The 22,827-nt window shown below is 65.2% G+C and carries 16 protein-coding genes; 12 read left to right on the forward strand and 4 right to left on the reverse strand.

Annotated features, from left to right (window positions below; genetic code table 11):
• Position 1: 1 nt before the first annotated feature.
• Both B0920_RS17515 and B0920_RS17520 read right to left on the reverse strand, forming a co-directional pair.
• Positions 2 to 1,240 (reverse strand): lipopolysaccharide assembly protein LapB, encoded by a 1,239-nt coding sequence (locus B0920_RS17515; protein ID WP_078033936.1) that lies wholly within the window; start codon positions 1,238 to 1,240, stop codon positions 2 to 4.
• Entirely contained in the window at positions 1,237 to 3,063 is a 1,827-nt protein-coding gene (locus tag B0920_RS17520) for a CHASE2 domain-containing protein (protein WP_078033937.1), read from the reverse strand. Before B0920_RS17520 ends, B0920_RS17515 begins: the two co-directional genes overlap by 4 nt.
• A gap of 306 nt (positions 3,064 to 3,369) precedes the next feature.
• Here B0920_RS17520 and B0920_RS17525 point away from each other — a divergent pair, with 306 nt between their 5' ends.
• The 6 genes from B0920_RS17525 (at position 3,370) to B0920_RS17550 (ending at position 12,966) form a co-directional block, all read left to right on the forward strand.
• Positions 3,370 to 4,653, forward strand: a complete 1,284-nt coding sequence (locus B0920_RS17525) for a FecR domain-containing protein (RefSeq protein WP_229455700.1) — start codon at positions 3,370 to 3,372, stop codon at positions 4,651 to 4,653.
• 487 nt (positions 4,654 to 5,140) lie between these two features.
• Entirely contained in the window at positions 5,141 to 7,111 is a 1,971-nt protein-coding gene (locus tag B0920_RS17530; protein WP_078033938.1) for a DUF4214 domain-containing protein, read from the forward strand.
• A gap of 208 nt (positions 7,112 to 7,319) precedes the next feature.
• Positions 7,320 to 9,119 (forward strand): type I secretion system permease/ATPase, encoded by a 1,800-nt coding sequence (locus B0920_RS17535; RefSeq protein ID WP_078033939.1) that lies wholly within the window; start codon positions 7,320 to 7,322, stop codon positions 9,117 to 9,119.
• The gene (locus B0920_RS17540) at positions 9,119 to 10,477 is read left to right on the forward strand and encodes an HlyD family type I secretion periplasmic adaptor subunit (RefSeq protein ID WP_078033940.1); all 1,359 of its coding nucleotides are present in this window, start codon (positions 9,119 to 9,121) and stop codon (positions 10,475 to 10,477) included. Before B0920_RS17535 ends, B0920_RS17540 begins: the two co-directional genes overlap by 1 nt.
• The gene (locus B0920_RS17545; RefSeq protein ID WP_078033941.1) at positions 10,477 to 11,829 is read left to right on the forward strand and encodes a TolC family outer membrane protein; all 1,353 of its coding nucleotides are present in this window, start codon (positions 10,477 to 10,479) and stop codon (positions 11,827 to 11,829) included. Before B0920_RS17540 ends, B0920_RS17545 begins: the two co-directional genes overlap by 1 nt.
• Before the next feature lie 558 nt (positions 11,830 to 12,387).
• Complete coding sequence (locus B0920_RS17550; protein ID WP_179119211.1) at positions 12,388 to 12,966, forward strand: DUF4214 domain-containing protein; 579 nt, start codon at positions 12,388 to 12,390, stop codon at positions 12,964 to 12,966.
• Between the two features lie 151 nt (positions 12,967 to 13,117).
• On the opposite strand, the gene B0920_RS17555 is transcribed toward B0920_RS17550, so the two are convergent.
• Positions 13,118 to 14,002, reverse strand: coding sequence for a sulfurtransferase (locus B0920_RS17555; protein WP_078033943.1), 885 nt, complete (start codon positions 14,000 to 14,002; stop codon positions 13,118 to 13,120).
• A 135-nt stretch (positions 14,003 to 14,137) separates the two neighbouring features.
• On the opposite strand from B0920_RS17555, the gene B0920_RS17560 reads away from it, so the two are divergent.
• The 5 genes from B0920_RS17560 to B0920_RS17580 all read left to right on the forward strand — a co-directional run bounded on the left by B0920_RS17560 (position 14,138) and on the right by B0920_RS17580 (position 21,578).
• A complete protein-coding gene (locus B0920_RS17560) occupies positions 14,138 to 15,247 on the forward strand; it encodes an acyltransferase (protein ID WP_179119212.1) in 1,110 nt (369 codons plus the stop codon).
• A gap of 232 nt (positions 15,248 to 15,479) precedes the next feature.
• Positions 15,480 to 16,214: a PEP-CTERM sorting domain-containing protein gene (locus tag B0920_RS17565; RefSeq protein ID WP_143745821.1), complete on the forward strand. Its 735-nt coding sequence runs from the start codon at positions 15,480 to 15,482 to the stop codon at positions 16,212 to 16,214.
• A 138-nt stretch (positions 16,215 to 16,352) separates the two neighbouring features.
• Complete coding sequence (gene dnaE / locus B0920_RS17570) at positions 16,353 to 19,847, forward strand: DNA polymerase III subunit alpha (RefSeq protein ID WP_078033946.1); 3,495 nt, start codon at positions 16,353 to 16,355, stop codon at positions 19,845 to 19,847.
• Positions 19,848 to 19,920: 73 nt separating this feature from the next.
• Positions 19,921 to 20,283: a two-component system response regulator gene (locus tag B0920_RS17575; protein ID WP_179119213.1), complete on the forward strand. Its 363-nt coding sequence runs from the start codon at positions 19,921 to 19,923 to the stop codon at positions 20,281 to 20,283.
• A gap of 113 nt (positions 20,284 to 20,396) precedes the next feature.
• Complete coding sequence (locus B0920_RS17580; RefSeq protein WP_143745822.1) at positions 20,397 to 21,578, forward strand: GGDEF domain-containing protein; 1,182 nt, start codon at positions 20,397 to 20,399, stop codon at positions 21,576 to 21,578.
• 3 nt (positions 21,579 to 21,581) lie between these two features.
• Here the strand turns inward: B0920_RS17580 and B0920_RS17585 are convergent, their stop codons facing one another.
• The gene (locus B0920_RS17585; protein WP_179119214.1) at positions 21,582 to 22,049 is read right to left on the reverse strand and encodes an META domain-containing protein; all 468 of its coding nucleotides are present in this window, start codon (positions 22,047 to 22,049) and stop codon (positions 21,582 to 21,584) included.
• Positions 22,050 to 22,294: 245 nt separating this feature from the next.
• On the opposite strand from B0920_RS17585, the gene B0920_RS17590 reads away from it, so the two are divergent.
• The gene (locus tag B0920_RS17590) at positions 22,295 to 22,825 is read left to right on the forward strand and encodes a hypothetical protein (protein ID WP_078033950.1); all 531 of its coding nucleotides are present in this window, start codon (positions 22,295 to 22,297) and stop codon (positions 22,823 to 22,825) included.
• Positions 22,826 to 22,827: the final 2 nt, after the last annotated feature.

The following is a 22,827-nucleotide window of genomic DNA, read 5'->3' on the forward strand; positions in this document are numbered from 1 at the left end:
GTCATCGTTGCCACTGCCAGCTGAGCTGGATCTGGCGGTTATCGTACTGGAAGATCGAGATGTTCTCGCTGTTGCGCACCGCGCGCGCCTCCAGGCGCAGCGACTGGTTGCGCTTGACCGGATAGGACAGGGCGGCGCGCACCACGCGCGTGTTCTGGTCGCGCACCGCCTCGATCAGGCCCGGCACGTAGGCCTCGGCGCTCTTCCAGCTCTGGTAGCTGAAGGAGACTTCGGCGCTGAAGCGCCACAGCGGACGGCGCGCCAGCAGGGTGGTGGCGTAGCCGTGGCGGTCGCCCCCCGGGCGCTCGCGCACCGCGCGGTCGCTCATCCAGGCGTGGCTCATGCTGGCGTACAGGCTGTCGCCGCGGTAGCTCAGCAGGCTGGTCATCTCCATCAGGGTGGAGTCGAAATTGGTCAGCGCGATGTACTGGCTGCGCGAGACCGCGCCGGAGACGTTCAGCGCCATCCCGGCCGGCAGCGGCAGCGGCACGCCGACGCGCGTCTGCAGTTGCAGCTGGCGCTGGTACAGCCTGCCGTCCAGGACCGTCGCTCCCAGGATCGCCGAGGCGCGCACCGGCCAGGCGCCCCAGCGGTAGGGGCTGTCAACGCCGGCGTACAGCGAGGCGCTGTCGTAGCGGTGCAGCGAATCGTTGCGGCGCCCTGTCAGCTGCAGGAATCCGCTGACGCCGTTGGGCGTGAGCTCGCGCGTGTGGTCGAGGTTGAAGGCGGTGTAGTGGTCGCGCTGGGGCAGGAACTCGGCCTGCAGCGGCAGCACCACCTGGCCGCCCTCGCGTTCGATGATGTAGGTCGGGTTGCGCGCGCCCTGGTTGACGTTGTTGTCCACCCCGCGCGTCAGGCTGAACGAGGTCGACTTCACCGGCTGCCAGGTGTCGCAGCCGGTGTCGCGCGCCTCGGCGATCAGTTCCAGGATAGGGCGCGGCGGATCGAAGCGGGTCTCGACGATGGCGAACAGGCGCTCGGCCTCGTCGCTCTTGCCCAGGCTGCACTGGATCAGGGCCACTTCGAGATAGGCGCCGGCGTGCAGGGCTTCCTTCTCGATCACGCCCATCAGGGTGCGCGAGGCGTCGTCCTTGCGGCCTTCGGCGATGGCCTGCAGCGCGCGCTCGTACAGCACCTGGGCCTCGTCGGCGGCGCTCTGGGCCAGCGCCGGGCCGGCCGCGCAGGCCAGGATGCACGGCGCCAGGGCGCGCAGCAGGCTGGGAAGGAGACGCCGCATCATGCCGCCTCCGCCAGGGCGTACAGGGTCGAGGGCTTGCCCTTGCCACGCAGGACCCGCTCGCCCAGCGGCACGAAGGCGTGGCGGGTGGCGCGCGTGACCGTGCCCTGGCCGACGATGGCGTCGTGCGGGAAGTCGCGCGCCGCCTGTTCCAGGCGCGACGCGGTGTTCACGCTGTCGCCCACCGCCGTGTAGACGCTGCGGAAGCTGGTGCCGAAATCGCCCGCCATGGCCGGGCCGCTCTCGATCCCGATCCGCACCCGCAGGCGCGGACGTCCCTCGCGCTCGCGCAGCGCGCTCAGGCGCGCCACGCGGGTCACGATCTCGCGCGCCGCGTCCAGCGCGCGGTCGGCATGGTCGCTCATCGGCAGCGGCGCCCCCCAGAAGGCGACCAGGCCGTCGCCGGTGTACTTGTCGAGGGTGCCGTTATGGGCGAACACCGGGCCGGTCAGGCAGTCGAGGAAGTCCTGGGTCAGGCGCGCGGCTTCTTCCATCGACAGGTTCTCGACCTGGCTGGTATAGCCTTCCATGTCGGCGATCAGGGTGGTGATGTCGAGCTGGCGCGGCTTGAGCGGGTCGGCCAGTTCGCTGCGCAGCAGCTCCTGCACCACCGCCGGCGCCACGTACTGGCGCAGGGTGTCGAGCAGGTGGCGCGAGCGGTGCTGCGACACCCACCACTGGTAGGGGACGGCGAAGGCCAGCAGGAACAGGTTGGCCGCCAGCGGCCCGGTGGTCGAGAAGGCGGGATCGTGGGCCGCCGCCACGCCGGCAAAGCCGACCCAGGCCACCGATGCCAGGGCCAGCAGGCCGACGCTGGTGAGGGCCGACAGGCGCGGGAAGGCGAAGGTGGCGAACAGCACGCAGGCGGCCGAGAAGGCCAGGGCCAGGGCGGCGCCCGGCCAGCGCGCCGGCGCCTTGCCCTGCTGCTGGTCGAGCAGGGTGGAGAGCACGGCCGCCTGCACCCCGAGGCCGGGACGGCTGTTGCCGAGCGGGGTGGCGACGCGGTCGCCCTGGCCCAGCGAGGACGAGCCGATCACCACCAGGCGCCCAGCCAGGTCGTCGCGCACGTACTCGCGGCCCAGCACCTCGGCCGCCGTCACCACGGTATAAGCCGGCCAGTCGCGCCCGAAGCCGACCCGCAGGCTGGGGTCGAGCGGGGCGAGCGGCCTCGCGCCGCTGCAGCAGTTGACGAGGGCGAGGGCGAGCGCCGGATAGGTCTTGCCTTCGAATTCGGTCCACAGCGGGATGCGGCGCAGTACGCCGTCCGGGTCGGGCACGAAGCCGATGTTGCCGACCCGCGGCGCGCGCGCCAGGCCGGCGTGGTTGGCGATGTAGCCGGTGGCGTGCACGGCCGGCTGCATGGGGGCGGGCTGCGCCGACCCCGTGGCCAGCACGCCCTGGCGCAAGGCGCTGGCGCGCCCGGCCTGGAAGTCGAAGGCCTGGGCCAGCACCACCGGGCCGTGGCTGGCCAGGGCCGCCAGGCGGGCGTCGCCCTCGGGATCGGCAGCGTCGGGGAAGACGATGTCGAGCGCGACCCCGCGCACGCCATAGTCGGCCAGCAGGGTCTCGACCAGGTCGGCCACGCGGGTGCGCGGCCAGGGCCAGGGGCCGAGGCGGGCGGTGCTCGATTCGTCGATGTCGACCACCACCACGCGCGGCTCGGGCGCGCTGCTCACCTGCAGGCGCAGGAACAGGTCGCGTAACTGCTCGTTACCGAAAGCCCAGGCGCCGGCGCTTGTCTGGGAATAGACGCACAGGAGAAAGGCGAGGATCGATATCAATGCCTGCACGACGCCGTGCGGCACGCGAAACGAGCGGATCGTCATGAAAGGAAGAGAAACAGACACGCTCGGTGTGGTCGAATTACAACGTCTCTGAACGGTGAACGGGAAGTATAGCCTTGGTTACAGCCCTTGGCGGCAATTCTGCGGGGAAATTATATCTGAAGAAGCCCATGAGTTTTGGGTAAAATGTGACAGCTATCACGTTTTGTTGCACGCGCTCAGAGGGATAATCCGCGTGAAGGAGGAAGTATGTTGCGTCGATTAATCATTCTTGTCAGCTTGGGCCTGTCGGCAACCGTATATGCGGGGGAAGCCGGCAAGGTGATTTTTGTTGCGGGAAACGCACAGGTGCTCGACCGTAAGGCGGTCGAAGGCGCGCCCGTGCAGGAAGGCGACACCCTGCAGACTGGCGCCGACGGCTTCCTGTACGTGAAAACCGTGGACAACGGCCTCTTCATCCTGCGCCCGAATACCACGGCGCGCATCGCCGCCTACCACGTCGACGAGCGCAATCCCGAGAACACCCGCGTCAAACTGGAACTGATCAGCGGCGTGGCTCGCAGCAAATCGGGCGATGCGGTCAAGCGCGCGCGCCAGAACTTCCGCTTCAATACGCCAGTGGCGGCGATCGGAGTACGCGGCACCGATTTCACCGTGTTTACCGACCAGACCACCTCGCGTGTGTCCGTGATTTCGGGCGGCGTGGTGGTGACCGGGTTCAGCGACTCCTGCCGTCCCGAGGGCAGCGGTCCCTGCGAGGGCACGTTTAGTCGCGAGCTGTCGGCCATGCAGCGTGGCAAGATGTTGCAGATCCAGCGCGGCGCGCAGGCGCCGGTGCTGCTCAACGATACGGGCGCGATACCGGGCCAGACCACGCCGGCCGGCGCGCCGGTGGTGCAGAGTGGTGCGCCCGGCCAGGGAACCGTGACGCCGGTCGAGTTGACGGTCGAGAACCGCAAGAACGAGCAGCTGGCGATCAATATTGGCACCAACCTGCCTTTGCCCTCGGGTCCCGGGCCATCCGAGCCCGTGACCCAGGTGCCGGATGAGCCGGAGCAAGAGCCAGTGCCGGGCAAGCCGGATCCTGCGGTCCCGGTTCCCGACGTCAAGCAAGCCGGCATCCTCTGGGGCCGCTGGGTGCGCCTGACCGGGCCGGCGCCGGACTTCAACCTGACCCTGGAGCGTGCCAAGCACCAGCTGGTGGCGGTCAACGGCAACTTCGCGATTTTCCGGACCGCCGGCCAGGCCTATGTAACGCCCGAGCGCGGCAGCGTCGGCTTTGCGTTGGCCGACAGCGAGGCCTATGTCATCACGAATTACGGCACGACCTCGTCGGCGACGGCAGCTACCCTGAGCAATGCCAAACTGAACGTCGACTTCGGCACCCGCAGCTTCACGACTTCCTTCGACGCGTCGACGCGCAAGGAGAGCTTCAGCTTCGCGGGGCAGGGTGTGGTCGGAGCCGACGGCACGCTGTATGGCGACCGCGCCGACGGCCGGGCCAACTTCGTCAACGTCCAGGGCCTGCTGACCAACGACAAGGGCGGCGGCGCGTCGTACATATTCGACGGCCAGATCGACGAACGCCGCTGGATCAACGGCGGCACTACCTGGTCGCCTATCCGGAATTGAATTCGCCAGGCGACCGCCAAAAAAATGCCCCGCAAAAGCGGGGCATTTTCTTTTGGAAGAATGGCGGCTTACTAATTAATGCATAATATACAGATAAAAACCTCGCATGCACACGATATGCGGGCCGGGTGAATCCCGGCTTTATTCTTGAGCGAGGCATGCGTACAACGCTATTTTCCGGGCGAATTTGTTTCAATTTGTAAGCGCGCCCTAGCGAATGTCGATTACAAAATCCCGACATTTCAGAGGGAAATCGTGAATGTGAATGGGCTAGCATATCCTCTCTTGCGTTCGCAACATGATTCTCTGATAATGGGCCGCCAAATTATCCGGGTGTCTGAAAGAAAGATTTTTGGAACATGTGATGACCGTCACATATTCACGAAACTCCTTCTGTCATGATGCGGAGCGTTGGGGCTGCAGAACACTTCGTGACGCTGCAAATCGACTTAAATATTGATCGAATCGATCTAATCAGGAGCTTTAAATGGCAACTACGTATCACAACGCAATTCAACAACTGTACGTCGCGTACTTCAACCGTCCTGCAGACCCGGCAGGCCTGGACTTCTGGGAAACCGTCCTGGAAGCCAACGGCGGCAACACCGCTGTTGTCTCGGCCGAATTCGCTAAGTCGAACGAGTACACCACCGAATACAACCAAGTGACCACCGCTGGTGTCGTCACCCAGATCTACCAAAACCTGTTCGGCCACGCTCCGGACTCGGCTGGTCTGGCATTCTGGGTCAAGGCTCTGAACGACAAGACCATGACCGTTTCGAACATGGTCACCGAAGTCGCCAAGGGCGCGCAGGGCACCGACAAAGTCGCTTTCGAAAGCAAAGTGACCGTCGCTACCGCGTTCACCAACGCACTGAACACCGACGCTGAAAAAGCTGGCTACAACCTGCCGGCCGCTCAGGAAGCCGCCAAGGAACTGCTGGCTACCATCAAGACCGCTGCTCAGGCAACCGCTGCTATCGTCCCGGCAACCCTGGACGCAAGCGTCGCTGCCGTGATCAAGGCTGGCACCCCGTTCACCCTGGAAAGCGGCCTGGCTGCTCTGGGCGCTGCACAGGAAGCCCTGGCTGACTTCTACGACGAATTCGACACCGACGTGGACGGCGACGACGACGTCGACGCTGACGACATCGCTCAGAACCTGGAAGATGCAGAAGACGACGTGGAAGCCCTGGTCGCTGACCCGCTGTACGGCACCACCACCAACGCTGGCGTGAAAGCTGCTCTGCTGGCAGAGCAGGAAGAGATCTACGCAACCGCCGTTGAAGATGCGCAGGACGAGCTGGCTGACGCACAGGAAGCCGTGGAAGAAGTCGACGGCCTGGCTGACGCAATCGCTGCCTTCACCTCGGCAACCGAAGCATCGGAAGAAGCCGCAGAAGCAGAAACCGACGCCGACATCGCTCACAACGCTGCTCTGACCACCTTCGCTGGCTACAACGTCGAGTCGTTCAATGGCACCTTCGGTGACGACGACTACGAAATCGTGGTTGACGGCGACGTCGTTGCCGTGATGGATGACGGCGAACTGGTCCTGGCTGACGACGTGGATGCCGCTGACTACCGCGGTCTGGCCGCTGTCATCACCGCTGCCAACGCACTGCTGGCTGCTCAGGCTGACGCCGCAGCTGCTGCTGAAGCGGCAGAGTTCGCTCAGCTGCAAGTTGAACTGCTGGATCACTCGGTCACCCTGGCTGGTGCATTCACCTTCAACGAGACCGAGCCGGAAGACGAAGACGCGCCGACCTACGACGAAGTCCTGGACGAGCTGAGCGCCCTGACCGCCGAAGCCCTGACCGCTCGCGCCGCTGCTGACGCTGCTCCGACCGATCTGGCTCTGGAAGCTGCTGCTGTGGCCGCTGAAGACGCAGTTGTTGACTTCCGCGCCGAAATCACCGCCTTCCTGGGCGCCAACGACACCGATCTGGCTGACGCTGTGACCGCTGCTAACGATGCGATCGAAGCAGCTCAGGAAGACGTGGACGCCCTGGCTGACGCCATCGAAGCCCTGGAAGAAGCGCAAGCCCTGGCTGACCAGGAAGAAGCGCTGGTCGACGCAATCACCGCTGCTCAGGACGAGTTCAAGACCAACGACTACGCTGCTCCGAAGATGCTGGGCGCTAGCGCCTTCGGCACCTCGGCTGCTGACATCTTCGTGGTGGACGGCGCGAACTCGACCATCACCAGCTTCGGCCGCTCGGGCGACGACGTGCTGTACATCGGCGAAGGCTTCAAGCTGAACGAAACCGGCGACCTGAAGAAGGGCGACAACGCCGCTCTGGAAGTGTTCTTTGTCCAGTCGGGCAGCAACACCGTCGTGACCATCGAAACCGTCGCATTCGGCTCGAACTCGGCTGACGCTGAGATCAAGATCACCCTGACCGGTGTCGACGCTGACGACCTGACCTTCAACAACGGCATCATCACCCTGGGCTAATGTGAAGTGTGTGGCCGGCTTGCCGGCCACTCGTCAGAAACCCCACAACTTCGGTTGTGGGGTTTTTTTTGTGGCTTGGGTGCAAAATTTGTGATGCACATCACAAATTTCGCGGGTTTTCCGTCATAATACACAGCCGCGTCCGTCTATTGGGCGGGCGGTGGCGTTTCGCGGCACGCCCTGGCTTTGCCGCCACCCGCACATCCACATGAAAAATAAATTCCTCAAACCGAAGAACGAAATCGAACAGGCGCTTCAGATCTTCAAGCGCACCTTCATCACGGTCGGAGTCTTCAGCGCCATCACCAACTTGCTGGCGCTCGTGCCCTCGCTGTACATGATGCAGGTCTATGACCGCGTCCTGGCCAGCCGCAACGAACTCACCCTCGTCATGCTGACCGTCCTGATGCTGGGCGCCTATCTGCTGCTGGCCGGCCTGGAGCTGATCCGCTCCTTCGTGCTGGTGCGCGTCGGCGCCCGTTTCGACATGCAGATGAACAAGCGCGTCTACACCGCGGCCTTCGAACAGAACCTGAAGCAGTCGGGCGCCAACGCCGGCCAGGCCCTGTCCGACCTCACCAACGTGCGCCAATTCCTCACCGGCAGCGCGCTGTTCGCCTTCTTCGACGCGCCCTGGTTCCCGATCTACCTGCTGGTGATCTTCCTGTTCCAGCCGGTCCTGGGTGTGCTGGCCCTGGTCGGCACCGTGATCCTGGTGGTGCTGGCGGTGACCAACGAACGCATCACCCGCAAGCCGCTGGGCGAAGCCAACTCGATGGCGATCGAGGCCAATACCCTCGCCACCAACAACCTGCGCAACGCCGAAGTCATCGAATCGATGGGCATGCTGCCCAACCTGATGCGCCGCTGGTTCAAGCTGCACAGCAAGTTCCTCAACCTGCAGGCCGACGCCAGCCACAAGGCCGGCATCGTGTCCTCGGCCACCAAGTTCGTGCAGCTTTCGCTGCAATCGCTGGTGCTGGGTCTGGGTGCCGTGCTCGTCATTGAAGGCAAGATGTCCGGCGGTATGATGATCGCGGCCTCGATTCTGGTCGGCCGCGCCATGCAGCCGGTGCAGCAGGTGATCGGCGTCTGGAAGAGCGTCAGCAGCACCCGCAGCGCCTACGAGCGCCTGACGACCCTGCTGGAAGCGAACCCGGCGCGCGAGGCCGGCATGGCCCTGCCCAAGCCGAGCGGCGCCCTGATCGTGGACGGCGTCACGGCCGCGCCGCCGAACGTCAAGAACCCGGTGGTGCGCAACGTCAGCTTCGCCATCGCGCCCGGCGACGTGCTGGGCATCATCGGCCCCAGCGGCTCGGGCAAGTCGACCCTGGCGCGCCTGTTGATCGGCGTCTGGCCGGCGATGATGGGCAAGGTGCGCCTGGACGGCGCGGACATCTACCACTGGAACAAGAGCGAGCTCGGCCCCCACCTGGGCTACCTGCCGCAGGACATCGAACTGTTCGCCGGCACCATTGCCGAGAACATCGCCCGCTTCGGCGACGTCGATGCCGAGCAGGTGGTGCTGGCGGCCAAGCGCGCCGGCGTGCACGACATGATCCTGCACATGCCGGACGGCTATGACACCCGCCTGGGCGATGGCGGCGCCGGCCTGTCCGGCGGCCAGAAGCAACGCCTGGGCCTGGCGCGCGCCATGTATGGCGACCCTGCGCTGCTGGTGCTCGACGAACCGAACTCGAATCTCGACGACGCGGGCGAGGCGGCCCTGGTGCAGGCGGTGAAGGACCTGCGTGAACGCGGCAAGACCATCGTCCTGATCACCCACCGCACCAGCGCGATCGGCATCACCAGCAAACTGCTGCTGATGCGCGATGGCCAGGTGGGCATGTTCGGGCCGACCGCCAAGGTGCTCGAGGCGCTCAACGAAGCCAATCAAAAACAGTTGCAGGCCCAGAAGGCCGCGCAGAAGGCGGCCGCCGCGGCGGCCGGCGGCGCGGCCCCAGGGCAGGAACGCGGCGCGGCCGCGGTGTCGGAGCAGGGGAAATAATGAAGCTAGTGAAGAAGGACAACGCGACCTCCGAGGTGCTGGCGCATCCGGTCGAGCCACTCGAGGTCGATACTGATGCCAGCAAGTGGAGCCGGCTCGGCTGGCTGGTGGTGCTGGTCGGTTTCGGTGGTTTCATGCTGTGGGCGCTGCTGGCGCCGCTCGACAAGGGTGTGCCGATGAGCGGCACCGTGGCCAAGCAGTCGAACCGGCAGGCGGTGCAGCACCAGAGCGGCGGCACGGTCCAGGAAATCCTGGTGCGCGACGGCGACCACGTCGAAGCCGGCCAGGTCGTGGCGCGCATGAATTCGGTCGTCGCCAAGTCGAACGTCGAGGTCACCGACGCCCAGTACCTGTCGGCCCTGGCCAACCTGGCGCGCCTGAGCGCCGAGCGCGACGGCAAAAAGACCATCGTCTTCCCGCCCGAGCTCGAACAGCGCCGCAGCGAACCGCGTGTCGCCGAGCTGATCGCCCAGCAGAACCAGTTGCTGATGTCGCGCCAGAACGCGCTGCAGAGCGAACTGGCCGCCTCGGACGAGAGCATCGCCGGCCTCAAGCTGCAGATCCAGGGCCTGCAGGAATCGCGCGACAGCAAGAAGGAACAGGTCACCATGCTCAAGGAACAGCTGGGCGGCATGCGCGACCTGGCCAAGGAAGGCTATGTGGCGCGCAACCGGCTGCTCGACCTGGAGCGCACCTACGCCCAGTTGAACGGCTCGATCTCGGAAGACATCGGCAACATCGGCCGCTCGCAGCGCCAGGTCATCGAACTGACCCTGCGCAAGTCGCAGCGCGTGCAGGAATACCAGAAGGAAGTGCGGACCCAGATGACCGAGTTCCAGCGCGAGGCCGACGCCCAGCACGCGCGCCTGGTGGCCCAGCGCTTCGAATTGGCGAACGTCGACGTCAAGGCGCCGGCCAGCGGCACCGTGGTGGGGCTGGCCGTGTTCACCAACGGCGGCGTGATCCCGTCGGGCTTTCGCATGATGGACATCGTCCCGAAGGGCGACCCGCTGATCGTCGAAGGGCAGCTGCCGGTGAACCTGGTCGACAAGGTGCATGCGGGCCTGCCGGTCGAGCTGATCTTCTCGGCCTTCAACCAGACCAAGACGCCGCATATCCCGGGCGAGGTGGTCACCGTGGCGGCCGACCGGACAGTCGATGAGCGCACCGGCACGCCCTATTACGTGGTACGTGTGAAGGTGTCCGAAGCGGGCGCGCGCGAGGTGGCCAAGCACAAGCTCGACATCCGTCCGGGCATGCCGGTGGAGCTGTTCGTCAAGACCGGCGAGCGCACCATGATGAACTACCTGCTGCGTCCGATCTTGGACCGCGTGCAGGCGGCGATGGGAGGAGACTGATGCGGGCACGGATTCCCCTGCGCGCGGCGCTCGGCGCCGCCATCGGACTCGCGTTCGCGCTGCCGGCCCAGGCGCTGTCGCTGCAACAGGCCTATGAAGCGGCGCTGCGCAACGACCCGACCTACCGCATGCGGATCGAGGAAAACATGGCCAGCAAGGAGCAGGCCATCGTGGCCCGCGCCGGGTTGCTGCCGAACGTCTCGGCCAGCCATTCGTTCAGCCGCAACGTGGCCGACCAGGAAACGCAGCGCGCCGGACCGATTCCGGGCTCCATCGTCACCCAGACCACGCACCCGCGCTATCTCAGCCGCTCGACCACGGTGCAACTGCGCCAGCCGATCCTGAACCTCGACGCCTATTACCGCTACCGCCAGGGCAAGGTCCAGGCGCAGCAGAGCGGCGAGGCCCTGGAGGCCGGCACCGACGAGGTGGCGCTGCGCGTGGCGCGCGCCTACATGGACGTGCTGTTCGCCCAGGACCAGGTGGCCCTCTCGCGCGTGCAACGCGACATGTACAGGGAGCACAGGGCGGTCAACCAGCGCCTGTTCGAGAAAGGCGAGGGCACCCGCACCGACATGCTCGAGACCCAGGCCCGCTACGACCTGGCCGAGGCCCAGCTGATCGAAGCCGAGGACAACCTGGTTGCCGCGCGCGACACCTTGCAGGGCGTGATTGGCATGGATCCGGGCAACCTCGACCAACTGGGCGAGAACTTCCGCCCGCTCGATCTGAGCCCGGGCTCCTTCGAGGAATGGGAAAAGCTGGCGCTGGAGCGTAACAACACCCTTGCCGCCTCGCGCCTGGCGGTCGAGAACGCGCGCCTGGAAATCGGGCGCAACCGGGCCGGCCATGCGCCCCGGCTCGACTTCATCGCCTCCTATAACAAGGGCGACAACGAATCGCTGAACCAGTTCGGCACGGTGTCGACCAATCGCCAGCTGGGCGTGCAACTGAACGTGCCGATCTACTCCGGCGGCGCGATCAACGCCTCGACCCGCCAGGCCGCCGCGACCTATGCGCGCGCCCAGGCCGAGCGCGACGTGCGCACCAACGACGTGCTGGTCGAGCTGCGCAAGGCGCACAGCATCGTGCAAAGCAGTTCGCGCAAGATCGACGCCCTGGTCAAGGCGGTGGAGTCGGCCAAGCTCCTGATGACGGCGACCGAACAGAGCATCAAGGGCGGCGTGCGCATCAACCTCGACCTGCTCAATGCCCAGGACCAGCTGTTCACCGCGCAGCGCGACCTGGCCCAGGCGCGCTACGGCTACCTGATCGGCGTGCTGCGCCTGCGTGCTGCAGCCGGCATGCTGGACGAAAGCGTCGTGCGCCAGGTGGCCGCCTACTTCCGCTGAGCGGAGCCCGGTCAGCGCAGCCGGCTTTCTTCCGCCGCTATCTCAGACTACCCGGAGTCGCCTTCCGCGACTTTGGGTGTCGCCACGCCTAAGGCTTGAACCTCGCCTGGCGCCACTTTTCTACCTCTTCCCCGGCCTTTGTCTCCGCCTCCGCGGTGATCCAGGTTTGTCAGCGTTTCGACAGCTCTACTAGAACCAGGGTCCCCGCCTTCGAAAGGAGTCGTTTCCGGCATTGCCGGAAGCGACGATCTTGCGCGCGTAGCGATGAGTCCGCTTTCGGATTATCGAAAAGATGACTGGCGGCAAAGCTCTCTGTGCGATTTTCGTCGTTTTCTCATCTCCGCTGCCCATTTCCATCGCCATTTCAATTCATCGGTGAAGCACTTAACAGTCGTAACGGATGAGTCTCCATTAGCTTGTCAGAAGCCGTACTCAGGGACGATCGAATTCCTATAGGTAATTGATTTCATTGAGGAAATTTGTTGCGGACTGCTCACTGTCGAGCGCCGCCGATTTCCTCGACCCTGTACTTTTTGAACAAATTATATGGAGGCCAAGATGGCAACTGACTACATCAATGAAGTGCAGAAACTGTACGTGGCATATTTCAGCCGTCCCGCGGATCCGGCCGGCCTGTCCTTCTGGGCGAACCAGCTTCAAACCAATCCGAACGGCTACCAGAACATCTCCGCCGCTTTCTCAACCTCGGCCGAGTATCGCGCCACCTACGGCGGTATGGACAACCGCGCCGTGGTCGCCGAGGTCTACGACAACCTGTTCGGCCGCCCGGCCGAAGCCGCAGGCGTCGACTTCTGGGCCAATGCACTGAACAACGGCGCCATGACCATCGATAACGTCGTCACCCAGATCGCCGCCGGCGCCCAGGGCAATGACCGCATCGCCTACAACGGCAAGGTCGGGGTCTCGACCGCCTTCACCAACCGGATCGATACCGATGCGGAGAAAGCCGCCTACAGCGGCTCCGTCGCGAACAAGATCGCCATCGACTACGTGGCCAACGTCAAGGACCTGGATAGCGGCGCCCGATACTCGCAGCCGGGTTTGATCGATGAGGCCATCGCCAAGATCGTCGGCACCCCGAGCGGTTTCAGCGACTTCGACATGGGCATGGCCTGAGATCTTCCCCGGTCAGGGCTCGCTGGAGTGAAGTTGGCGCGGCGAGGACTGGCGATGCGGCGCAGCCGCCGGAGCAGGGTGCAGGTCGCACCAGGCGGGACGCCGGTCCGGCAAGGAATGCGCGCCGCGAGCGCGGCGCGCGACAGGATACTCAGAGTGCGGGAGATGCGGCGGCCGAGTTGGCCGCCTTCTCTTTTCCGCCTACGCAGTGCGGGCAGGACACGCCCGGCACATACTCCGGTGAGAGCTGCTGGCGCGGCGTGACCACGGCGCGGCAGGCGAAGCACTGCTTGGTTTCGGTCGGCTCGAGCTTGGGGTTGAGCGCGGTGCGGTAGTCGAACACGAAGCAGTCGCCGGTGTAATGCTCGCCGCCGACTTCCTCGAAGTACTTCAGGATGCCGCCTTCGAGCTGGTACACGCGCTCGTAGCCGATGTTCTTCATGTGGATCGCGGCCTTTTCGCAGCGGATGCCGCCGGTGCAGAAGGTCACGACCGTCTTGCCGGCCAGCTCATCCTTGTGCTCGGCCACCACTTCCGGAAACTCGCTGAACTTCTCGATGCGATAATCGAGGGTGTTGTTGAAGGTGCCCACGTCGACCTCGAAGGCGTTGCGGGTTTCCATCATCACCACGGGCACGCCCTCGTCGTCGTGGCCCTGGTCGAGCCAGCGCTTGAGCGTCTTGGCGTCGACCGCCGGCGCACGGCCGAGTTCCGGTTTGATCAGCGGCATGCGCATGGTGATGATCTCCTTCTTGATCTTCACCAGCATGCGGCGGTGCGACTGCTCGACCGAATAGCTTTCCTTCCACTCCAGGTCGGCCAGGCGGGCGTCGCTGCGCACCCAGGCCAGGTACTGGTCGATGTGCGAACGCGGACCGGAGACGAACATGTTGATGCCCTCCGGCGTCAGCAGGACCGTACCCTTCAGCCCCAGCTCGTTGCACAGCGCCTGGTATTGCGGACGCAGTTCTTCGAGATTGTCGAGGGTGACGAACTTGTAGGCGGCGATATTGACGTGCTGTGTTGCGGAAGTCATGGCGGTAACAAAGAAAAGTCAGGGCGGTATTATAAGTCAGGCGCGCCCCCTGAATGTAAATACCCTATAAAAACAGTCCGTTAGCGCAGCGCTAACGCTACAATGCTCGGTTTCGGACACCGCCCGCGAGCGCCCATGCATTCCCTGAACATCCAGTACAACCCCCGGCTCGACCAGCTGCGCTGGTTGGCGGCGACGCTGGTCTTCCTGTTCCATTTCCACCTCGAATACCGCGGCCTGGGCGCGGGGGGCCTGAGTTCTCCCTGGGCGGCGCTGATCATCGAAGGGCATACCGGGGTCGGCCTGTTCTTCACGCTGTCCGGCTTCCTGTTCATGCAGATCGCGCTGCACCAGCGGCAGATCGTCTACCGCGACTTCCTGCGCAACCGCATCCTGCGCATCGTGCCGCTGTATCTTTTGGTTTTCCTGGTCGCCACCTCGATCGGGCGCGACAAATTCCAGCCCCAGGACCTGCTCTACCTGTTCGTGTCCAACCTCGGCCTGGCGCCAACCTCGGGCAGCGTGATCACCGGCGCGGCCTGGACCATCTCGCTCGAATTCCTGTTCTACATGGTGTTCCCCTTCCTGGCGCGCTTCGCGATGGAGCGGGGCATGCGCTACCTGGCCGGCTGGCTGGTGCTGCTGCTGTTCTTCAAGGCCGCCGCCTATACGGTCAATACCAACAGCACGCTGATGTATTTCAGCACCTTTGTCGGTCGCTTCGACCAGTTCCTGATCGGCATGATGGCCGCCATGTTCTACGCGCGCCGGGCCGGCGCGCTGCAGCGCTGGGCGCCCTTGCTGGTGCTGGCGGCCGGCGTGCTGGTGGTGGTCGACACGGCCCTGATGCACCGCGTCGCCAGCTTCCTCAGCGTGCCGCGCTCGCCCTTCTGGATCCTGTGGTCGATGATCGAGAGCGGCGGCTGGGCCCTGTTCATCCTCGGCTGGGTGGCCTTCCGTCCTCGCCTGCCGGGCGGGGTGGAGCGCCTGATGAACCACGGCGGCAAGATCAGCTTCTCGTTCTACCTGCTGCACATGGGACTGCTGCACCTGCTGGCCCAGGGCGTGGGCCTGGTGCGGCCCAGCGGGATCCCGTGGCTGGATGCCGTCATCATGGTGGGCGCAAGCTACGCGATCACCTGGGTGCTGGCGACGCTCAGCTACAACGTGATCGAGGAGCCATTCCTGCGGATGCGGCGGAACTACGGCGCGGCCCGCAGCCCGGCGCCAGTGGCGCAGCTCTGAGGCTTGTCGGAAAATTTGACAGCATCATTCGCCGTGGGGACCCGCTATTGCGGAGCTTCCCTTGGGACGGCCCGGAAAAGTTCACAATCCCTGTGTCGGAAAACTTGACGTCGCGCAAACATAATATTCCCTTGAGAAATTTAAGTTATTGTTTTGCAAGAGTAATGTCTTGATGGCATCAAACTTGCATGATCGGGACCTATCTTCCACTTTTGTTACGGGATCTCTCGACATGCTTATCCGCTCCGCCTTCCTTGCCCTCACCCTCGCCGCCGGCGCCGCCCAGGCCGCGCCGATCGCCATCACCCAGCCGTGGACTGCCGGCTGGAAAAACAATGCCGCGGCCACGGCCGAAAACGGCAATACGCTGAAATTCACCTCCAGCTCCGACGACGCCAGCGTCCGCAAACTGGGCAAGCCCCAGAGCGCGAATACCGGGATCGTGGTCGATTTCTGGTTCGAGTACAGCGGCCGGGTGGACAACAACGACTTCCTCGGCTTGTGGCTGGCCAACTCGACCGACAAGCTGAAGGATTCCGATGGCCCGAACATCGGTTTCAAGGCCAATTGCGGCCCCAAAGGCTCGTGCAAGGATGACGTCTTCGTGCGCCTGGGCGGCACCGATGGCTTCTACATCAAGGACAGCAACCTGGTGCAGGGCCAGAAATACCACCTGATGGGCCACCTCTACAAGACCGGCAGCACCAAGTTCTACGACAGCTTCGACGCCTGGCTGAACCCGACCGCCGCCGAGATCGCCTCACTCAGCAATCCGGATGCCCACGCCACCGGCAAGGCGAATGTCAGCGCCATCGACCTGATCGGTTTCCGCAGCTACGGCGTCGACAGCACGATCACCATGCGCGTGAGCGACCTGAACGTGCGCGCCGTGCCGGAGCCGGGCACGCTGGCGCTGTTCGGCCTGGCCCTGGCCGGCGTCGCCACGCTGCGCCGCAAGCGCGCCTGAGCCTCGCCCGGCCTGGTCCCCGGCGTCGCCGGAGACCAGGCCGGAAGGCCGCCGGAGAGTAGGGCTGTCTTTGCCAACTAGCAACACCATACCCCCGGCAACTTCTTGCCATCCCCCCGGCCGATGTAAAATGTCCGGATGACTTCCCCGATCTTCACCCACCTGCGCGTCCACTCCGAATACTCGATCGTCGACGGCCTCGTCCGCATCGACGACCTCGTCAAGGAGGCCGCCAAGGACGGGCAGCCGGCGCTGGCCGTCACCGACCTGGCCAACATGTTCTGCCTGGTCCGTTTCTACAAGGCGGCGCGCGGCAAGGGGATCAAGCCGATCGTGGGCGTGGACGCCTGGATCACCAACGAGGATAACCGCGACAAGCCCTTCCGCCTCCTGATCCTGGCGAAGAACCGCACCGGCTACCTGCAGCTGTGCGACCTGCTGTCCAAGGCCTGGCTCACCAACCAGTACAAGGGCAGGGCGGAGATCCGCATCGAGTGGCTGGAAGCCCTGGCCACCAGCGTCTCGACCCTGGAGCCGGACGCGCCCCAGGCGAACGCCCTGATCGTGCTGTCCGGCGCCCATTTCGGCGACATCGGTCAGGCTTTCGCGGACGGCGACCCGGCCAAGGCGCGCGCCGCCGCCGAGCGCTGGGCGCGCATCTTCCCCGGCCATTTCTACATCGAGATCCAGCGCGCCGGCCAGCCCAACCAGGAGCAGCAGGTGCGCCACTCGGTGGCCCTGGCGGCCGAGCTCGGCCTGCCGGTGGTGGCCACCCATCCGGTGCAGTTCCTGCAAAAGGACGAATTCATCGCCCACGAGGCGCGCGTCTGCATCGCCGAAGGCGAAATGCTGGCCAACGCCAAGCGCGTGCGCCGCTTCAACGAGGAGATGTGCTTCAAGTCGCAGGAAGAGATGGCGCGGCTGTTCGCCGACCTCCCGGGCGCGCTCGCCAACTCGGTGGAGATCGCCAAGCGCTGCAACGTCACCCTCACCCTGGGCAAGCCCCAGCTGCCGAACTTCCCGACCCCGGGCATGACCATCGACGAATTCCTGGTCGCCGAAACCAAGAAGGGCCTGGAAGAACGCCTCGAGCAGCTCTACCCGGACCCGGTGCAGCGCGAAAAGGAACGCCCGCGCTACGAGGAACGCCTGCAGTTCGAGAACGACACCATCATCAAGATGAAGTTCCCGGGCTACTTCCTGATCGTGGCGGAGTTCATCCAGTGGGGCAAGAACAACGGCGTGCCGATCGGCCCGGGCCGCGGCTCGGGCGCCGGTTCGCTGGTCGCCTACGCGCTCAAGATCACCGACCTCGATCCGCTGCGCTACAACCTGCTGTTCGAGCGCTTCCTGAACCCCGAACGCGTCTCGATGCCCGACTTCGACATCGACTTTTGCCAGGAAAAGCGCGAACTGGTGATCCAGCACGTGAAGGACCTGTACGGCCGCGACGCGGTCTCGCAGATCGCCACCTTCGGCACCATGGCCGCGAAAGGCGCGATCCGCGACGTCGGCCGCGTGCTCGATTTCGGCTACAACTTCTGCGACGGCGTCTCCAAGCTGATTCCGTTCAAGCCCGGCAAGCAGGTCTCGATCGCCGAGGCGATCGAAGAGGAACCGCTGCTCAAGGAGCGCCTCGAGAACGAGGAGGAGGTCAAGCAGCTGCTCGACCTGGCGCAGCAGGTCGAAGGCATCACCCGCAACATCGGCATGCACGCCGGCGGCGTGCTGATCGCCCCCGGCAAGCTGACCGACTTCTGCCCCCTGTACACCCAGTCCGGCGACTCGGGCGTGGTGTCGCAGTACGACAAGGACGACGTGGAAGCGGTCGGCCTGGTCAAGTTCGACTTCCTGGGCCTGACCACCCTGACCATCCTCGACCGCGCGGTCAACTACATCAAGGCCCTCGATCCGGCCATGGCCGACTTCGACCTGGCCAAGCTGCCGCTCAACGACCGGCCCTCGTACAAGCTGCTGTCCGAAGCCAAGACGGTCGCGATCTTCCAGCTCGAATCGCGCGGCATGCAGGGCATGCTGAAGGACGCGCGTCCCGACCGTTTCGAGGACATCATCGCGCTGGTGGCGCTCTACCGTCCGGGCCCGATGGACCTGATTCCCGACTTCTGCAAGCGCAAGCACGGCGAGAAGTTCGACTACCCCGACCCGCGCACCGAGTCCATCCTGTCCGAGACCTACGGCATCATGGTCTACCAGGAGCAGGTGATGCAGATGGCGCAGATCGTCGGCGGCTACTCGCTCGGCGGCGCGGACATGCTGCGCCGCGCGATGGGCAAGAAGAAGCCCGAGGAGATGGCCCAGCACCGCGAGATCTTCCGCGCCGGCGCGGCCAAGGACGGCCTGTCGCAGGAGAAGGCCGACGAGATCTTCGACCTGATGGAGAAGTTCGCGGGCTACGGCTTCAACAAGTCGCACGCGGCCGCGTACGCGCTGCTGTCCTACCACACGGCCTATCTCAAGGTTCACCACACCGCCGCGTTCATGGCAGCCAACATGTCGCTGGCCATGGAAGACACCGACAAGATCAAGATCCTGGTCGAGGACTCGATCGACGTCTGCAAGCTGACCATCCTGCCGCCGGACGTGAACGAATCGCAGTTCCGCTTCACCCCGGAGGGCCCGCCGCCATCCGTCACCGGCAAGCAGGTCTCGAACATCCGCTACGGCCTGGGCGGGGTCAAGGGCGCGGGCCAGGGCGCGATCGAGGCCATCATCGCGGCGCGCGAATCGGGCGGCAAGTTCAAGGACCTGTTCGACTTCTGCAAGCGGGTCGACCGCAAGCAGATCAACCGCCGCACCATCGAATCCCTGATCCGCGCCGGCGCGATGGACTGCTTCGGCGTCGACCGCGCGGTGCTGCTCGCGTCGGTGCCCTTCGCCATCGAAGTGGCCGACCAGGCCGCGGCCTCGGCCAACCAGGTCAGCCTGTTCGGCGGCGACGATTCCGACCTGGTCGCCCCGCCGGACTACGTCAAGGCCACGCCCTGGACCGACCGCCAGAAGCTGGCCGAAGAGAAGATCGCGCTCGGGTACTACCTGTCGGGCCACATGTTCGACTCCTACGCGCAAGAGGTACGGCGCTTCGCCAAGACCAAGCTCAAGGACCTGGAGCCGTCGCGCGACCCGCGCATGCTGTGCGGCGTGATCACCGGCGTGCGCACCCAGATGACCCAGCGCGGCAAGATCCTGATCGTGGCGCTGGACGACAAGACCGGCGTGGTCGAGGTGACCATCTACAGCGAGCTGTTCGAGGCCAACAAGAACATTTTCAAGGAAGACGAGTTCCTGCTGGTGGTGGGCAAGGTGTCGGAAGACCGCTTCAACGGCGGCCTGCGCATCACGGCCGAGAAGGTGTTCGACATCGCCACCTCGCGCATCCAGTACGGCCACAAGCTGGAGATGGACCTGGACTGCGGCGTCAACCCGGCCAAGGTGGCCGAGGTGCTCCAGCCCTACCGGGTGCAGGACGGGCTGCCGGTCAGCCTGCGCATCAAGCCGCAGGGAATCGAGTGCGTGATGCAGCTCGGCGACGACTGGCGGGTGGCGCCTTCGGACCATCTCAAGCACGCGCTCGAGCTGACGCTGGGGGCGAAGGGCGTCGCAGTCGAATATTGAACGCAGGGTCTATGCAAGGGCGATATCAAGCGTACAATGGCTTTTCCGAGGAGGAGGAGCCATGGCGGCCGAAATGACGGTACTGAATGTCGACGACTACGAGGCCGCCAGGTACGCCAAGACGCGCCTGCTGCGCAATGCGGGTTTTCGCGTCATCGAGGCCAGCAGCGGCATCGAGGCCCTCGACATGTGTTCGCGCCTGTGCCCCCAACTGGTGCTCCTCGACGTCAAGCTCCCCGACATCGACGGCCGCGAAGTGTGCCGCCGCATGAAGCGCGATCCGGCCACCCGCGACGTGCGGGTGGTGCAGACCTCGGCCGCCTACATCAGCCGCGCCGACGTCGCCAGCGGCCTGGCCAGCGGCGCGGACGACTATGTGACGGCGCCTTTCGAGCCGCGCCAACTGATCGTGGCGCTGCGCGGCCCGGTCCAGTAAGGCTCGGGCGACGTAAATACGTTGCCCTTCAGTAAAGTCTTCAAGTAGACTGTGGGTTTTCTTTTCGGCAAGTAACGTCGGGCTCGACAGGCCCGCCGGCCGCATCGGATACCGTGGAACTTTTGCTTTACCGCTGGAGTACGCTCGCCCAACTGGTCTCGGACGCCATGATCATGGTGTTCCTGATGGTCCTGTACCGCTCGGTCGGACGTCCCGAACTTCGTCCGCACGTGCTGGCCTGGTCCGCCAACTTCCTGGCGCTCTCGATCACGGTCTGCTACTGGTTCTTCCGCCCCGAGCATCTCTGGCAGCGCAAGCTGATCGCCACCTTCTACGTCGGCCTCAAGATGGCCTTCGCCTGCCTGCTGGTGATCGGCGTGCTGGCCTTCGCCGGCCGCATCGTGCGGCGCCGGCATACCGCACTGGTGCTGCTGGGCTGCCTGGGCTACGGCGTGTTCGTGGCCGCCGTCTACCGCTCGATCAACGAGCTGGGCGTGCTCAATGCCGCCGCCTCGGCCTGCATCCTGTGGTGCGCGGTTGCCGTCATCCTGCGCTTGCGCCCGCCCGGCTGGAGCTGGCTGGCGGCCGGCTTCGCGGTGCGCGCCGGTTTCGCCGTGGTGGAAGCGCTGGCCTACCAGTCGCAACTGGTCGCGATTGAGTGGCTGCCGGCCACGTTCGTCGGCCCCTATCTGGCGGCCCACTCGTCCTTCGACGGCGCCGCCGAGTGGATGATCGTGCTCGGCTGCGTGCTTACCATGTACCGCATCATCGCGGCCGAACTGGCGCGCAGCAACGGCGAGATCAGCGCCGCCAAGGAGAGGATGCGCGAGCTGGCCGAAAGCGACATGCTGACAGGCCTGGCCAACCGGCGCAGCCTCATGCCGGCGCTGGAGGCGGCGCGCGGGCAGGGCGCATCGATCCTGTTCTTCGACCTGAACGACTTCAAGCTCATCAACGACCGCCTGGGACATGGGATTGGCGACGAATGCCTGCAGCGCTTCGCCCGGGTGCTGCGTGCGCACTTCCGCCCCGGCGACACGCTGGTGCGCTATGCGGGCGATGAGTTCATCGTGGTGGCGCCGGGTGCGCGGCCCGAGGACATGATGGCGCGCATCGCTGCTGCACGCGCCGAACTGGGCGTCGAGGATGGGGCCACTCCGCCGATCCGCTTTTCCGCCGGCCTGTCGCGCCTGGACGTCGACGGCGACGTCGAAGCCGCCATCGCCGCGGCCGACGTGGCGATGTACGCGCAGAAGAAGAGCAAGCCGCGCCTGGACGAGGCAGTGCTGCGCTGAGGCTCAGCGGGGGGGCGCCTGTTCGCGGGTCCAGATATAGATGCCGCCGTCCGCCATCAGGCTCATCGACATTTGCCCTCCTTGCACCCTGTAGGACCGGACCCAGGCCATGTCGCGCGCGATGCGCGTATCGAGCGATCCGGGCGGGCACATCGCGCGCGTCATGCCGAGATTGCCGAAAGCGAGGCCGCCGCGGCCAGGCTCGGATGGCGTGGCCGTGTAACTCGCCATGCCGCGATTGCAATCGAGCTGGAAGGCGGCGCGGCCGTCCGCCCCGAAACGCAGGGTGTAGCTTCGATCCGGCTCTGGCCGCGTGGTGCCCTGCTCGTCGCTCATCGACTGGATTTCCTTGAGGCGCCAGCTGCTGTCCGCCAGGCCGTCATCGATTGCCCTGGCCGGCGTGGGCCCTTGCGCCGCGCAGCCGGCCAACAGTGCCGCACCTGCGGCGGCAAGCATCGTTCTCATGTTCATGCATCCTCCTCGTGCGTCGCTGGCGGCGCTACGCGGGCATGCCGGTGCAGCGCCGCCGTACTCCAGCATACGCCATGGAGGGCGGGCGAAACGGGCCTGTCCCGTTATTGTTTCTTCTTACATTGGTGATACCCGACTGGTCGTCGGTGCATGTTACATTCACCGCCAGCGGCATGCGGCGCGGACATCCGCGGATGACAGGCGCCGGTGCGGCAAGCCCTGTTCACCTCGCCGGGGAGACCACGATGAAAACCATGACCCTGCTTGCCCTCGTCCTTTGCGCCGGAGTCGTCCACGCCCAGCAGTACGAGCGGGATCGGCCGCGCGCCGACAGCTTCGACGACCGGCGCGGCGACGACCGCGACCGGGGCGAAGACCTCCAGCTGGTCTGCTACGGCCAGGCCGAGAAGATCGTCGCCGAGAGCCGCACCGGCTACCAGTGGAACCAGGAAAAGCACCGCTATGAGCCGAAGTCGGAGCTCACCACGGGCAAGAGCGATTTCGACAGCGCGCTCAACGTGTCCATCCATGATGACCGCGGCCGCATCCGTATTCCGCGCCAGCTGATTCCGCCCATGAACTCGGGCGGGAGCGACGGCTGGTGGGACATCGAAGACCTGATCGTCGGCCACAACGAGATCCGGGGACGCTTCCGCCTGAATGCCCTGAACCGGCCGACCATCATGATCGACCGCCGTAACGGCACCATCGTGGTCGACGGCATGATCAAGTTCAACGGCAGGTGCGACCAGGACAGCGGCCACCGGCGCTTCTGAGC

The sequence above is a fragment of the Massilia sp. KIM genome (assembly GCF_002007115.1).
Taxonomy (GTDB): domain Bacteria; phylum Pseudomonadota; class Gammaproteobacteria; order Burkholderiales; family Burkholderiaceae_D; genus Telluria.